Annotated in this window: 11 protein-coding genes; 9 read left to right on the top strand and 2 right to left on the bottom strand. The window is 69.6% G+C overall.

The window, feature by feature from the left end; translation table 11 throughout:
• Window positions 1-83: 83 nt before the first annotated feature.
• From BLW84_RS25665 to fahA, 4 genes are all read left to right on the top strand, one after another.
• A complete protein-coding gene (locus tag BLW84_RS25665) occupies window positions 84-608 on the top strand; it encodes a MarR family winged helix-turn-helix transcriptional regulator (protein WP_093269912.1) in 525 nt (174 codons plus the stop codon).
• 97 nt (window positions 609-705) lie between these two features.
• Window positions 706-1905 carry a homogentisate 1,2-dioxygenase gene (locus BLW84_RS25660; RefSeq protein ID WP_093269907.1) on the top strand — a complete coding sequence of 400 codons (1200 nt, stop codon included), beginning with the start codon at window positions 706-708 and terminating at the stop codon, window positions 1903-1905.
• Window positions 1902-2768 (top strand): hypothetical protein, encoded by an 867-nt coding sequence (locus BLW84_RS25655; protein ID WP_093269904.1) that lies wholly within the window; start codon window positions 1902-1904, stop codon window positions 2766-2768. The genes BLW84_RS25660 and BLW84_RS25655 overlap by 4 nt, the downstream gene beginning before the upstream one ends.
• A complete protein-coding gene (fahA, locus tag BLW84_RS25650; RefSeq protein WP_093269898.1) occupies window positions 2765-3940 on the top strand; it encodes a fumarylacetoacetase in 1176 nt (391 codons plus the stop codon). Before BLW84_RS25655 ends, fahA begins: the two co-directional genes overlap by 4 nt.
• Window positions 3941-4160: 220 nt before the next feature.
• Here fahA and BLW84_RS25645 read toward each other — a convergent pair whose 3' ends face one another.
• Window positions 4161-5024, bottom strand: a complete 864-nt coding sequence (locus tag BLW84_RS25645) for a hypothetical protein (protein WP_143061103.1) — start codon at window positions 5022-5024, stop codon at window positions 4161-4163.
• 290 nt (window positions 5025-5314) lie between these two features.
• Window positions 5315-7150: a glycoside hydrolase family 3 protein gene (locus BLW84_RS25640; RefSeq protein WP_093269893.1), complete on the bottom strand. Its 1836-nt coding sequence runs from the start codon at window positions 7148-7150 to the stop codon at window positions 5315-5317.
• A 289-nt stretch (window positions 7151-7439) separates the two neighbouring features.
• Between BLW84_RS25640 and BLW84_RS25635 the strand changes: the two genes are divergently transcribed.
• From BLW84_RS25635 to BLW84_RS25615, 5 genes are all read left to right on the top strand, one after another.
• Window positions 7440-8555 (top strand): sugar ABC transporter substrate-binding protein, encoded by a 1116-nt coding sequence (locus BLW84_RS25635; RefSeq protein ID WP_093269890.1) that lies wholly within the window; start codon window positions 7440-7442, stop codon window positions 8553-8555.
• Between the two features lie 88 nt (window positions 8556-8643).
• Window positions 8644-9411: an ATP-binding cassette domain-containing protein gene (locus BLW84_RS25630; protein WP_093269887.1), complete on the top strand. Its 768-nt coding sequence runs from the start codon at window positions 8644-8646 to the stop codon at window positions 9409-9411.
• Between the two features lie 233 nt (window positions 9412-9644).
• Window positions 9645-11075, top strand: coding sequence for a sugar ABC transporter permease (locus BLW84_RS25625; protein WP_093269884.1), 1431 nt, complete (start codon window positions 9645-9647; stop codon window positions 11073-11075).
• Between the two features lie 90 nt (window positions 11076-11165).
• Complete coding sequence (locus tag BLW84_RS25620; protein ID WP_093270157.1) at window positions 11166-12344, top strand: ROK family transcriptional regulator; 1179 nt, start codon at window positions 11166-11168, stop codon at window positions 12342-12344.
• Window positions 12345-12575: 231 nt separating this feature from the next.
• On the top strand, window positions 12576-14258 hold the full coding sequence (locus BLW84_RS25615) for a sodium:solute symporter family protein (RefSeq protein WP_093270155.1): 1683 nt from the start codon (window positions 12576-12578) through the stop codon (window positions 14256-14258).

Genomic DNA, 14258 nt, shown 5'->3' with positions numbered 1-14258 from the left:
TGAGAACCGGCTCAGACGGGTGGTGGTTTTCGGGCCGAGCTGAGATAGTTCACGCATTGATCAGTTCGGCGACGGAGGATGCGATGGCCGCGGACGAGCTGGATTTCTGGTCCTTCGTCGAGCTGGCGAACCACCGGCTGGCCAGCGAGTACGGGTTCCGGCACCAGCTGGCCACCGAGGTGCTGCTGACGCTCAACCGGGCGTCCAACATCGTCACCTACGACCTGGAGGCGGCGGTGCACCGGCCGCGCGGCCGGTCCTGGTCGGGCTTCCGGCTGCTGTTCGTCACCTGGCTGGCAGGTCCGCTGGAGGCCAAGAAGGCCGCCGAGCTGACCGGGATGAGCCGGGCCGCGGTGTCGAACCTGGCGAAGACGCTGGTCGCGGACGGGCTGCTGGACCGGGCGCCGGGCGAGCGCGACGGCCGCTCCGTGCTGCTGTCGCTGACCGAGCGCGGGCGGCAGGAGATGATCGAGGTGTTCCGGGCGCAGAACGAGCGGGAACACGAGTGGACGAGCGTGCTCACCGAGACCGAGCAACGCATCTTGATCATGCTGCTGGACAAGCTCATCACGAACCGCGACCAGTTCGACATCCGCGGCCGGAACTGATCCCTTCGGCTGTTGCGCCGCGCGGCAAGTAGTAAATACATTGACTAAATGCGCCGGGGCCGGAGGGTTCCTGGGCCGTTGCAAGGAGGCGAGGGCGATGGCGTACTACCGGCAGGTCGGTGAGGTGCCGCCGAAGCGGCACACCCAGCACCGCAGGCCCGATGGCGGCCTGTACTACGAGGAGCTGATGGGGGAGGAGGGCTTCTCCAGCGACTCGTCGCTGCTTTACCACCGCAACCTCCCGTCCGCACTGGTCGACTCGACGGTGTGGGAACTGCCCGACCTGGGTACCGAGCCGAACCACCCGCTTCGGCCGCGGCACCTGAAGCTGCACGAGCTCTTCGGCGGCCAGGAGTGGAAGCGCCACGACGTGGTGACCGGCCGCCGGCTGGTCCTGGGCAACGCCGACGTGCGCATCTCCTACGTCGTCGCGGGCGAGGCCTCTCCGCTGTACCGCAACGGGATCGGCGACGAGTGCGTGTACATCGAGTCCGGTGAGGGCGTCGTCGAGACGGTGTTCGGCGCGCTGCCGTTCCGGCAGGGCGACTACGTGATCCTGCCGCGGGCGACCACGCACCGCTGGCTGCCGCAGGGCGACGAGCCGGTGCGCGCGTACTGCATCGAGGCCAACTCGCACATCACGCCGCCGCGCCGGTACCTGTCGAAGTTCGGCCAGCTGCTGGAGCACTCGCCGTACTGCGAACGCGACCTGCACGGCCCCACCGAGCCGGTCCTGGCCGACGGCACCGACGTCGAGGTGCTGGTCAAGCACCGCGGCAGCACCGGCATCGTCGGCACCCGGTTCGTCTACCCGGAGCACCCGTTCGACGTGGTCGGCTGGGACGGCTGCCTGTACCCGTACACCTTCAACGTGTCCGACTTCGAGCCGATCACCGGCCGCGTGCACCAGCCGCCGCCGGTGCACCAGGTCTTCGAGGGCAACAACTTCGTGGTGTGCAACTTCGTGCCGCGCAAGGTGGACTACCACCCGCTGTCCATCCCGGTGCCGTACTACCACTCCAATGTGGACTCCGACGAGGTGATGTTCTACTGCGGCGGGGACTACGAGGCGCGCAAGGGCTCCGGGATCGGGCAGGGCTCGATCTCAGTGCACCCGGGCGGGCACTCGCACGGCCCGCAGCCGGGGGCCTACGAGCGCAGCATCGGGGTGGAGTTCTTCGACGAGCTCGCGGTCATGGTCGACACGTTCCGCCCGCTGGAGCTCGGCGAGGGCGGCCGCGCGGCCGAAGACCCCGGCTACGCCTGGACCTGGGCGGGACGGGGGCCGAAGCAGTGACCATCCCGGATTTCGCGAAGTCGCTGTGCGATGACGCCGCGGTGTTCCCGCCGGGCCTGGCGCCGCTGCCCGACGCCGTCGCCGCGCACGCCCGGCACACGGCCGCGCCGTATGCCGAGCTCGTCGGGCCGCTGGTGCTCGCGGCACCGGCGCTGGCGGAGCTCGCCGGCCTGCTCGACCCCGGCGACCGGCTCGACCTCTCGATCACCGCGCCCGAGGGGCCGGGGCAGCTCCGGGCCGTGTTCGACGCCGCCGGAGCGCTGCCGGTCCGGTTGCGCGCCCTGGAGGTCGCGGTGCCCGCGGGGCAGGCTCCCGCGGAGTTCTTCGCCGAGCTCGACCGGGCCTGCGCGGCGGCCGAGGACGTGGCCGTCTTCGTCGAGGTGCCCCGCGACCAGCGGCGCCCGGAGGTCATCGCCGCCTGCGCCGCCACCCGGTACCAGGCCAAGTTCCGCACCGGCGGGGTGAAGGCCGAGCTGTACCCGGACGAGGCGGAACTGGCCGCCGCGATCCGGGCGGTCGTCGACGCGCGGGTGCCGTTCAAGGCCACCGCCGGGCTGCACCACGCGATCCGCAACACCGATCCCGCAACCGGTTTCGAGCAGCACGGCTACCTGAACCTGCTGCTGGCCACCGACGCGGCGGTGGACTTCGCCGACGAGTCCGAGATCGCCGAGATCCTCGCCGAACGCGATGCGCGCAAGGTCGCCGAGCGCGTCGGGACCCTGGACGACGCGCGGGTCGCGGCCGCCCGCGAGCGGTTCCTGTCCTTCGGCACGTGCAGCATCGTCGAGCCCCTGACCGAGCTGGTGGACCTGGGCCTGGTGCCCGCGGTGGTGCTCAGCGCAGAAGGAGTCGCCTCGTGACCGTGATCGACATCCCCGCCGGTTCGCCGTTCGGGTTCGACAACCTGCCCTACGGCGTGTTCTCCACTCCCGGCACCGAGCCGCGGGTCGGCGTCCGCGTGGGGGAGTCCGTTGTGGACCTCGCGGTGGCGCTGGGCGACGAGGTCTTCGCGCGGCCGAGCCTGAACGCGTTCATGGCGCAGGGCCACGAGCGGTGGGTGCAGGTGCGGCGGCAGATCACCGAGCTGGTGTCGGGGGACGTACCGGACGCGGCGGTGCACCCGGTCGCCGACGTCACCACGCACCTGCCGATCGAGGTCGCCGACTACGTCGACTTCTACGCCTCGGAGCACCACGCGTCCAACCTCGGCCGGCTGTTCCGGCCGAACGCCGAGCCGCTGATGCCGAACTGGAAGCACCTGCCGGTCGGCTACCACGGGCGTAGTGGCACGGTCGTGGTGTCGGGCACCGACATCGTCCGCCCCAGCGGCCAGCGCAAGGCGCCGGACGAGGGCGCCCCGACGTTCGGGGCCTGCCGCCGCCTGGACATCGAGGCGGAGCTCGGCTTCATCGTCGGCACCGGCTCCGACCTGGGCGCCACCGTGCCCGCCGCGGACTTCGCCACCCACGTGTTCGGCGTCGTGCTGGTCAACGACTGGTCGGCCCGCGACATCCAGGCGTGGGAGTACGTGCCGCTGGGCCCGTTCCTCGGCAAGAGCTTCGCCACGTCGATCTCCGCGTGGGTGGTCCCGCTGCTCGCGCTGGAGGCCGCGCGCGTCCCGGTCCCGGACCAGGAGCCGGAACCCCTGCCGTACCTGCGGGAAACCGAGCCGTGGGGCCTGGACATCGACCTCGCGGTGTCCTGGAACGGGCACGAGGTCTCCCGCCCGCCGTACCGGGAGATGTACTGGTCCCCGGCCCAGATGCTGGCGCACCTGACGGTCAACGGGGCGACCAGCCGCACCGGCGACCTGTACGCGTCCGGCACGATCTCGGGCCCGGAGAAGAACCAGCGCGGCGCGTTCATCGAACTCACCTGGGGTGGCAAGGAACCCGTCGAGGTCGGTGGGGAGGAGCGAACGTTCCTCCAGGACGGCGACGAGGTCACCATCACGGCGACGGCACCGGGCCCAGGAGGCTCCCGGATCGGCTTCGGCGAGGTGACGGGCCGGATCCTGCCCGCGAGCGGTTGACCCGGACGAACGTCGTACAGGTGCCGGGGTGCCGAAGGGCGCATCTGACCGATAAATCGGACAGCATGTGTCCTCCAAGGTCAGGCCCGGTGTAGTCGATCTTGATGCAGCGTCTGCTGGTCGTAGCGCTACACGAGATCATCATCGGGCCTGGTCCTGGGCTGAACTACGACGTAGATCATCCGATTGCGCCGTGGTGAACGGCGCCTCGATGGGCCGGTTATCGGGTGCGGCGCCGGAGCCGGTCGTCGTCATCGGTGCTGAGCCACGAGCCGTCGCCAAGTGGTTCGATGTCGTACGCGTCGCGGGTCTGGGTGTCGAGCGTTCCGCGTACCTGTCCGGTGCGTGCGTCGACGAGATGGTGCCGGTACCACTCCTGTTCGTCCTCGGTCTCCCCGCCGATGGCGACGATGGCGGTTTCGGAGTCGAGATAGCCACCGGCCCACTCCACGTACGCCTCGTCGGGGTCGTAGCCGAAGGACTCCACCGCAATCTGGACCAACAGCTCGCCACCGGGGTACGTGTGGAAGGCGACGTCCTCCTGGTCGTGATGGACGGTCATGAAGTGGTGGCCGTCCGGCGCGAGACTTACGAGGCTACGGTCGGTCCACGGGTAGGCGGTCAGTTCGATGACGTCCCGGTCGAGATGACCTCGGTACACCCGCGAACCGTCCTGCCCCTCGCCGACGTCGAGCAGCATGTGCGCGCCATCGGGGTGGGCAAACTTGTGCCCACCGTGACCGGCGCAGTCGAGTTCGGTCCGCGCGATGACGCCTCCCGTCTCGGCGTCGATGGCGAGCCAGTGGTCCAGGCCGTCACCGCGCCCTGCCATGGCGTCCGGCATGTAAAGCCACACCACGGTCCCGGCCAGCGAAAACTCACAACTCGCCATGGCGTTGTACGGCTCCTGCGCCCCAGGGCCGAAGCCGAGCTGCCACAGCGTCTTGCCTTCGCGGTCGATGCATACCATCTCGTCGGCCGTCGCATACACCGCACGCAGTAGGTTCGGCGCCACCGCGTGGCTTCTCGGCTCGATGGCCGCCCCGACGGGAAACGTGGCGACCGGCACCGCCGCCGACTCCACCGCAGGGCTCCCGGAGAAGTCGTAGGCGTGGACAGACCCGGCCACGAAGCGGGTCACCACACTAGAGATCGCAGTCACGCAGCCCGAGGCTAGCCACCGGTCGATGACCAGCACTGGCCGGGTCGGGCGGCCGTTCGTGGAGCATCGAGAAATGGTGCTTCGACGCCGTGGAAGTCCGCCACCCACCCGGTGACGCCGACCGGCTCCGCCCCGACGAACATCGGGTTGTAGTTCTGCGAGAAGGGCGCCTGCCGCCGAGCCGATCGGCGGCAGGCACTCTTCGGGCTTCGTCAGTAGTTCAGGCCGTAGCCGTAGGGGAACAGGGGCTTCTGGCCGTCTCCGTCGTTGATCGGCTGCTGATCCGCGCCCGCCATCCAGGTCATCGGCAGGGTTCCGGTCGGGTTGTGGTCGCCGAAGAGGACGTCGGCGATGCCGGCGCCTTCGGTGCCGGGCAGCCAGGCCGCTAGGAGCGCGTCCCACTCCGGCAGGTCCGCCGCGATGTCCAGCGGGCGGCCCGACACCGTCACCACGATCACCGGCACGCCGGACTCCTGGAGCCGGGCCAGCGTCGTCTGGTCCTCCTCGTCCAGGCCCATGCCCTCCGGGCGGTCGCCTTCGCCCTCGGCGTAGGGGGTTTCGCCGACCACCGCGATCGCCGCCCGGTAGCTGCCGTCGATGCCGTTGCCGTTGCGGTCGTAGGTCACCTCGGTGCCGGGAGAGACGGCCTGCTGGATTCCCCGCAGGATCGTGGTTCCCGACGTGATCGGGCCGCTGCCGCCCTGCCAGCTGATCGTCCAGCCGCCGCTCTGGTTGCCGATGTCGTCGGCGTTCTTGCCCGCGACGAAGATCTTGCCGCCGTCCTTGGCCAGCGGCAGCAGGTTCCCGTCGTTCTTCAGCAGCACCTGCGATTCGCGGACCGCCTCGCGGGCGAGTTCGCGGTGTTCCGCGCTGCCGACGGTGCCGGTGAGGCTGCGGTCGGTGAACGGCCGCTCGAACAGGCCGAGCTCGAACTTCTTGGTCAGGATGCGGCGGTTGGCGTCGTCGATGCGCTCCATCGGCACCCGGCCGGCCTCGACCTCGGCGCGCAGCAGGGCCATGAACTCCTGGTACTCGTTCGGCACCATGATCATGTCCAGCCCGGCGTTGACCGAATCGCGCACCTCGTCGGCGGTGAAGCCCTCCTGGCCGTCGATCTTGTCGATGGCCTGCCAGTCCGACACGACGAAACCGGTGAAGCCCAGCTCGCCCTTGAGCACGTCGTTGATCAGGTAGTCGCCGGTGTGCATCTTGACGCCGTTCCAGCTGCTGTAGGAGATCATCACCGAGCCGACGCCGCGCTCGATCGCGGCCTGGAACGGCGGCAGGTGCACCGCGCGCAGTCCGGCCTCGTCGACCTCGGTGTTGCCCTGGTCGTCGCCGCCGGTCGTGCCGCCGTCGCCGACGTAGTGCTTCGCCGTGGCCAGCACGGACGCCGGACCGTCCAGAGTGGACCCCTGCAGGCCGGTCACGGCGGAGGCCATCGCGGTGGGCCGCTCCGGGGTCTCGCCGAACGACTCGTAGGTGCGTCCCCAGCGGTCGTTGCGCGCCACGCACAAGCATGGTGCGAAGTCCCAGTCGATGCCGGTGCCGGCGACTTCCTCGGCGGTCGCCCGGCCGATCCGCTCGACCAGCCCCGGGTCGTTGGTGGCGCCGAGCCCGATGTTGTGCGGGAAGATCGTCGCGCCGTGCACGTTGTTGTGCCCGTGCACCGCGTCGACGCCGTAGATGATCGGAATGCCCAGCGGGGCGGCGATGGCCGCACGTTGGTAGGCGTCGTACATGTCCGCCCAGGCTTCCGCGGTGTTCGGCGTCGGCGCCGATCCGCCGCCGCTGAGGATCGAGCCGATCCCGGCGGCCGCCGCGGCGCCCGGGTCGGCGGCCAGCCGCTCGGCCTGCGTCATCTGGCCTATCTTGTCCTGCAACGACATTCGCGCCATCAGGTCGTCCACCCGGTCGGCGACCGGACGCGTCGCGTCGCGGTAGGCGGGCGGTGCCGCTGCCACGGCGGGGGTGACCGCGGCGGTGCAGGCCACCGCGGTGAGCGCCAGCGCGAGCCGCGAACGGGTCGTGCCTAACCAACGGGTCATGCCGTTCTCCTCTGCGTTCGGAGGTCATCCGTGCGGGGTGGAACTGCGGAACCGGCGGCCTGCGCGGGGCGCGGGTGCGCTCTGCCGTTGGGTGGAGAAGGGCCGCGAAGAATATGTTGCAGGCGGCAACATACCATCGGATGCCACCTCTGAGAGATGGGCTACATCGATCAAGTCTCGGCCCTGCATCGATCAGGTCAACTTCTCCGCTCGCGGTGTTGTGTCATAAGTTGTTTGTCGCAACGTTTGGTTCTGCACGATTCCGTTCGGGAGTGGGGAAGGCTTCTCGATGGGGAGAACGCCCGCGGCGCTGATCGCGCTGGCCTGCAGCATCGGGCTGTTGCTGGTGGCCTGCGGGAACAACAGGCTGCCGGAGCCGGACGCCGACGCGGCCGCGCCGGGCACCGGCGGTCCGCGGGTCGGCGTGATCCTCCCGGACACCGCGACCTCCGCGCGCTGGGCGCACTTCGACCAGCCGATGCTGCAGGCGGCGCTGCGCCGGGAAGGCCTCACGCCGATCGTGCAGAACGCGCAGGGCGACGCGCAGAAGTTCGCCCAGATCGCCGACGGCATGCTCAGCCAGCGGGTGCAGGTGCTGATCATCGCCGCGCCCAGCGGCGACGCCGGGGCCACCGTCGAGCAGAAGGCAGACCGGCTCGGCGTCCCGGTGATCGACTACGACCGGCTCAACGTCGGCGGCAGCGCCGACTACTACGTCAGCTTCGACCACGAGAAGGTCGGCGAACTGCAGGCCAGGGCGCTCGCGACGGCGATGCGCGACAAGCCCGGCGGCCAGGTGATCGAGATCGGCGGCGCCACGACCGACCACAACGCGACGCTGGTGCACCACGGCCAGTCCGCGGAGCTCGGCCCCCGTTACGCCGCGGGCGAGCTGAAGCTGGCGAGCAGCCGGTTCGTCGACGGTTGGGACAACCAGGCCGGCGGCCGGGTCTTCGAACAGCTGCTGACCGCCAACGGCGGGCGGGTGGACGGCGTCCTCGCCGCGAACGACGGGCTGGCCTCGGCGGTGATCACCGTGCTGCAGAAGTACGGCCTGGCGGGCGCGGTCCCGGTCACCGGCCAGGACATGACCGTCGACGGCCTGCGCGCGATCCTGCAGGGCTACCAGTCGTCCACGGTGTTCAAGCCGATCCGCGACGAGGCGTCGGTGACGGCGGCGCTGGCGGCCGCGCTCGCCCGCGGCGACACCGCGGCCGCCGACGCGCTGGCCCAGCAGCGAACGCCCGATCCGGTCGGCGGGCGCGAGGTGAAGTCGGTCCTGCTGCCGCCGCAGCTGATCACGCGGGAGAACATCAAGTCGGTGCTCGGCCCGGCGGACGTCCGGGCCGAGGAGATCTGCGGCGGCGAGCTGGCGAGCACCTGCCGCCAGCTCGGCATCGCCTGATGGAGGTGATGCCTTCAATTGGCTTGCGTGGCGGTGCGGGTGGCGGCTGACGCCGCATTCTGAAAGAAACCTGTTCGAAGGAGGGCGTGTGCACGAGCCGATCCTGGCGCTGCGCCGGGTCAACAAGAGCTTCGGCCCGGTCCGCGCGCTGCGGGAGGTGGACTTCACCGTGCGCGCCGGCGAGGTCACCGCGCTGATCGGCGACAACGGCGCCGGGAAGTCCACATTGGTCAAATGCATCGCGGGCATGCACCGCATCGACGGCGGCGAGGTGCTCTTCGAGGGCGACCCCGTGCAGATCCAGCGGCCCGGCGACGCCGCCGCGCTGGGCATCGAGGTCGTCTACCAGGACCTCGCGCTGTGCGACGACCTCGACGTCGTGCAGAACATGTTCCTCGGCCGCGAGCGGGGCCCGGCGATGCTGCTCGACGACACCGAGATGGAGCTGGCCGCGAGGCGCACCCTCCGCTCCCTGTCGGTGCGCACCGTCGGTTCGGTGCGCGCGAAGGTCGGCTCGCTCTCCGGCGGCCAGCGGCAGACCGTCGCCATCGCCAAGGCCGTGCTGTGGAACAGCAAGGTGGTGATCCTCGACGAACCCACCGCGGCGCTCGGCGTCGCGCAGACCCGGCAGGTCCTCGACCTCATCCGCCGCCTGGCCGACCAGGGCCTCGGCGTGGTGCTGATCAGCCACAACATGTCCGACGTGTTCGAGGTCGCCGACCGGATCGCCACCCTCTACCTGGGACGCATGGCCGCCGAACTGCCCGCCCGGGACCTGACCCACGGCCAGGTCGTCGAGCTGATGACCGCCGGCCGCTCCGGTGACCTCGGCCTCGCCCGCCCGACAGCAGTGTGAGGTACCGCGTTGAACTCGTCTTGCACAGCGGTGCGGGTGGAGGCCCCCCTGCGGGAGTTACAGAGGCCTTCTCGCTGTGGGATCCCCGACATCATGAATGCCAATTCATCACGTCGGGGCTGTCCTCACTGGGAGAACCCCAGAGGGGTCGGCACCGTGAACCCGCGGCGGTGCCGGTTGCGTACGTGGGCTAAGCGGCTGCGCCGCTTCAAAGAAGATTCTGAGGAGCGTCCATGACCAACAGCCCGACCGGCGCGGCCGAACCGGCGCTGCGCATCGCCGACTTCGGCATCGACACGACCTCCCGCGCCACCGGCGAGGCCCTGCGCGACTACGTCGGCAAGATCCGCCGCGGCGATCTCGGCGCGTTGCCCGCGCTGGTGATGCTGGCCGTGCTGCTGGTGCTGTTCGCCGCCCTGTCCGAGGACTTCCTGACCCTCAACAACCTGGCCAACCTGCTGCACCAGGGCGCTGGGCAGGCGATCATCGCGATGGGCATCGTCTACGTGCTGCTGATCGGCGAGATCGACCTGTCCGCCGGAACGGCCTCCGGCGTGGCGGCGTCGGTGCTCGCACTGCACTTCCAGCACGACGGGAACCTGCTCGGCGCGATGGGCGGTTCGGTGTTCTACGCCTTCGCGCTGGGGCTCGCGGGCGCGGCGCTGCTGGCGCTGCTGCTGCGGATCTGGCTCGGTGCCGGGCTTTCCGCGTTGGCGTTGGTGCTCGTGGTCGCCGGGGTCGGCGCGAACCCGTGGCTGGAGATGCTGCTGGCGGTGTGCGTCGGGGCGGCGATCGGGTGCGTGACGGGGTTCGCGGTCTCGAAGGTCCGCATCCCGTCGTTCGTCGTGACGCTGGGGCTGTTCATCACCTGGTCCGGCGTGGTGCTCCAGCTGGTCGGCCCGGGTGGCACGATCTCGGTCCGGCAGAGCCCGGAGCTGTTCGCCGTCGCCAACGGCAGCCTCGGCGTGGCGGGCAGCTGGCTGCTTTTCCTGGTGACCGGCGCCGGATATGCCGCCGTGGTGGCCCACCGGCACCTGACCAGGCTCCGGCGCGGGCTCGTCGCGCAGCCGACGGTGCTGGTGGTGGCCAAGGTCGGCGCCGTCCTCGGCTGCGGCGGCGTCGCGACGTACCTGCTGACGCTCAACCGTTCGCCGCACCCGGAGCTGGCGTCGATCCGCGGCGTGCCCTACGTGGTGCCGATCATCCTGGTGCTGCTGATCGTGGGCACGTACGTGCTGGACCGCACCCGCTTCGGCCGGCACCTGTGCGCCGTCGGCAACAACCGGGACGCCGCGCACCGGGCCGGGGTGAACGTCGCCAAGATCCGGATGAGCGCGTTCATCATCTGCTCGTCGGTCGCGGCGGTGGGCGCCATCGTCTACACCTCGAAGGTCGGCTCGGTCGACGGCAGCGCGGGCAACGGCAACCTCGTGCTGTTCGCGGTCGGCGCGGCCGTCATCGGCGGCACGTCGCTGTTCGGCGGGAAGGGCCGGCTGCAGGACGCGGTCCTCGGCGGCGCGGTGCTCGCCACCGTCCAGAACGGCCTGAACCTGCTGGGCTTCGCCGCCGCGCCGGTGAACATCATCACCGGGCTGGTCCTGGTGGCCGCCGCAGGCGTGGACGCGTTGTCCCGGCGGCGGTCGACGGCGCAGCATGACAGCTGAGCCGGGGAGCACGGTGCGCAGCGCAAGCATCCGCTGTGCTACAGCTTGTCCCGGATCGGAAGCCCGAAGCAGGCGGAGGAAGCGGCCGAGTTGACCACGACACCAACAGCGGGAGCGCGGCCCGACGAGGTGCGTCAGCACAACCGGGCGGTACTGCTGCGTCGGCTGCACACCGGCGGGCCCTGCACCCGGGCCGCGCTGGCCGCCGAGATGGGGCTCAACCGCAGCACCATCAAGGCCCTGGTCGACGAGCTGGTCAAGGACGGGCTCGTGGTGGAGCGGGTGCCCGCCCAGCGCAGCGGCGCCGGCCGGCCGTCGCTGCTGGTGCTGCCGCAGCCGCAAGCGGCGGTGACGCTGGCGGTGGACATCCGGGTCGAGCAGGTGGCGATGGCGCTGATCGGGCTCGGCGGCGAGATCCTCAACCGGTGCAGCTGGAGCCTGCGCCCGACCAGCCGGAATCCGCGCGAGGTCTTCACCAAGATCGTCGACAACAGTGCGGTGCTCATCGAGGAGGCCGGCGTCGACGTCGTGGCGGTCGGCGCCTCGGCGCCCGGCGTGGTGCGCCGCGCGGACGGGATGGTGCGCGAGGCGCCGAACCTGCACTGGACCGAAGTGCCGCTCGGCGACTGGCTTTCCCGGGCGCTCGACGGCCGGCGGGTGGAGGTCGGCAACGACGCGGAGCTCAGCGCGCTCGCCGAACACCTCCGCGGGGCGGCGCGCGGCGCGACCGATGCGGTCTTCGTCGGGGCGGATGTCGGCGTCGGCGGCGGGGTGATCTCCGGCGGGATGCCATTGCGCGGTAGCGGCGGCTACGTCGGCGAGCTCGGGCACATGGTGGTGCGGCCCGACGGGCACGAATGCTATTGCGGCAGCAGGGGATGCTGGGAGACCGAGGTGGGGGAGCGAGCCCTGAGCCGGGCGCTGGGCCTGCCGGAGGATTCGCCGCGCGGCGTGGTCGTCGCCGAGCTGCACGCCTTGGCGCAGCAGCCGGACGAGGTGTTGCAGCGACTCGGCGAGTTCGGCGAGTGGCTCGCCGTCGGGCTGTGCAATGTGGTCAACCTGCTGTGCCCGCAGCTGGTGGTGCTCGGCGATCTGTTCACCGCGCTGCCGCGCACCCTGATCGACCACGTCGGCAAGCTGGTCACCGAGCGCAGCCTGGTCAGCCGCGCGATGGGCGGCACCAAGCTGGTCACGTCCTCACTCGGCGCGGACGGCAAGCTGCTCGGCGCCGCCGAGCTGGCCTTCGAGCAGGTGCTGGCCAGCCGCTGAGCCGATCGGCGGAAACCGTTGCCCCGGTTGGGAAACACGCACATTGCGATGCGGTTACGCCCGGCGGTGTCGCCATCTCCCGATGATAAGTTGCTGCGGACAACATATTGACCCGATCGGCCTAGAGTCGGCCGGGGACACCTTCGCGTCCTGCGTTCTCGGCGCGCCACGCCGACGCTCCTGCGAAAAGAGGGGACCACTTTGTTCACTGGGAGATGGGCCGCCACCCAGGTGCTGGCTCAAGGTCAGCTGCTGGACGCCAACGCGGTGGATTTTGCGTTGTTGGCGTTGTACTTCGTTTTTGTGCTGGGTATCGGTTATCTGGCGCGGCGTGCGGTTTCCACCAGTTTGGATTTTTTCCTGTCGGGTCGGGCGTTGCCGGCGTGGGTGACGGGGTTGGCGTTCATCTCGGCGAATCTGGGTGCGATCGAGATCATCGGTATGTCGGCGAATGGTGCCGAGTACGGGATGCCGACGATGCATTATTTCTGGATCGGTGCGGTGCCGGCCATGCTGTTCTTGGGCGTGGTGATGATGCCGTTCTACTACGGCTCGAAGGTGCGTAGTGTTCCGGAGTTCATGTTGCGCCGGTTCGGGCGGGCGGCGCATCTGGTGAACGGGATCAGTTTCGCGGTGGCGCAGGTGTTGATCGCGGGGGTGAATCTGTATTTGCTGGCCAGCATCGTGAATGCGTTGCTGGGGTGGCCGTTGTGGTTGTCGGTGTTGCTGGCGGCGGCGATCGTGTTGTCGTACACGGCGTTGGGTGGGTTGTCGGCGGCGATCTACAACGAGGTGTTGCAGTTCTTCGTGATCGTGGCGGCGTTGTTGCCGTTGACGATCATCGGGTTGGTGAAGGTCGGTGGGGTGCAGGGTCTGGTCGAGAAGGTGTCGGCGGGGCCGGGTGGTGCGGAGCAGTTGTCGGCGTGGCCGGGTAATCAGTTGACCGGGTTCGACAACAGTGTGTTGTCGGTGGTGGGGTTGGTGTTCGGGCTGGGTTTCGTGCTCAGTTTCGGGTATTGGACGACGAACTTCGTCGAGGTGCAGCGGGCGATGGCGTCCAAGAGCATGTCGGCGGCGCAGCGGACGCCGATCATCGGGGCGTTCCCGAAGATGTTCATTCCGTTCATCGTGATCATTCCGGGGATGATCGCGGCGGTGCTGATCCCGGAGTTGGCGGCGTTCAAGCAGGCCGGTGGGTCCGGTGGTGGGGGTGTGGATTACAACGATGCGATCTTGTTGTTGATGCGGGATCTGCTGCCGAACGGGATTCTGGGGGTCGCGCTGGCGGGGTTGCTGGCGTCGTTCATGGCGGGGATGGCGGCGAACTTGTCGTCGTTCAACACGGTGTTCACCTATGACATCTGGCAGTCCTATGTGGTGCGGGACCGGGCGGATGGTTATTACCTGAGCATGGGGCGTTGGGTGACGGTGGGGGCGACGCTGGCGGCGGTGGGCACGGCGTTCATCGCGGCGGGGTATTCGAACTTGATGGATTACCTGCAGCAGTTGTTCTCGTTCTTCAACGCGCCGTTGTTCGCGACGTTCATCCTGGGGATGTTCTGGAAGCGGATGACGCCGCATGCGGGGTGGGCGGGTCTGGTGTTGGGGACGGTGTCGGCGGTGGTGGTGTTCGGGTTGTCGGAGACCGGGGTGCTGGATCTGCCGGGGCAGGGTGCGAGTTTCGTGGGTGCGGGTGTGGCGTTCGTGGTGGACATCGTGGTGAGTGTGGTGGTGTCGCTGGTGACGCGGCCGAAGCCGGCGGCGGAGCTGGTGGGGTTGGTGTACGGGTTGACGCCGCGGGCGAGCTTGCAGGCGTCGACCAGTGGTGAGGATGCCGGCTGGTATCGCCGTCCGGGTCTGCTGGCGGGGATCGCGCTGGTCCTGATCATCGCCCTCAACATCATCTTCGGCTGA

This window comes from Saccharopolyspora shandongensis (assembly GCF_900106995.1).
Taxonomy (GTDB): domain Bacteria; phylum Actinomycetota; class Actinomycetes; order Mycobacteriales; family Pseudonocardiaceae; genus Saccharopolyspora; species Saccharopolyspora shandongensis.
The sequence above is the reverse complement of the archived record's forward strand: the minus strand, read 5'-3'. Positions and strand labels throughout refer to the sequence as shown.

What these genes read in the sequence shown, in the direction of transcription:
- BLW84_RS25625 (WP_093269884.1), top strand. Translation starts at nt 9,645, where the DNA reads ATGACCAACAGCCCGACCGGCGCGGCCGAACCGGCGCTGCGCATCGCC.
- BLW84_RS25635 (WP_093269890.1), top strand. Translation starts at nt 7,440, where the DNA reads ATGGGGAGAACGCCCGCGGCGCTGATCGCGCTGGCCTGCAGCATCGGG.
- BLW84_RS25640 (WP_093269893.1), bottom strand. Translation starts at nt 7,150, where the DNA reads ATGACCCGTTGGTTAGGCACGACCCGTTCGCGGCTCGCGCTGGCGCTC.
- BLW84_RS25660 (WP_093269907.1), top strand. Translation starts at nt 706, where the DNA reads ATGGCGTACTACCGGCAGGTCGGTGAGGTGCCGCCGAAGCGGCACACC.
- BLW84_RS25665 (WP_093269912.1), top strand. Translation starts at nt 84, where the DNA reads ATGGCCGCGGACGAGCTGGATTTCTGGTCCTTCGTCGAGCTGGCGAAC.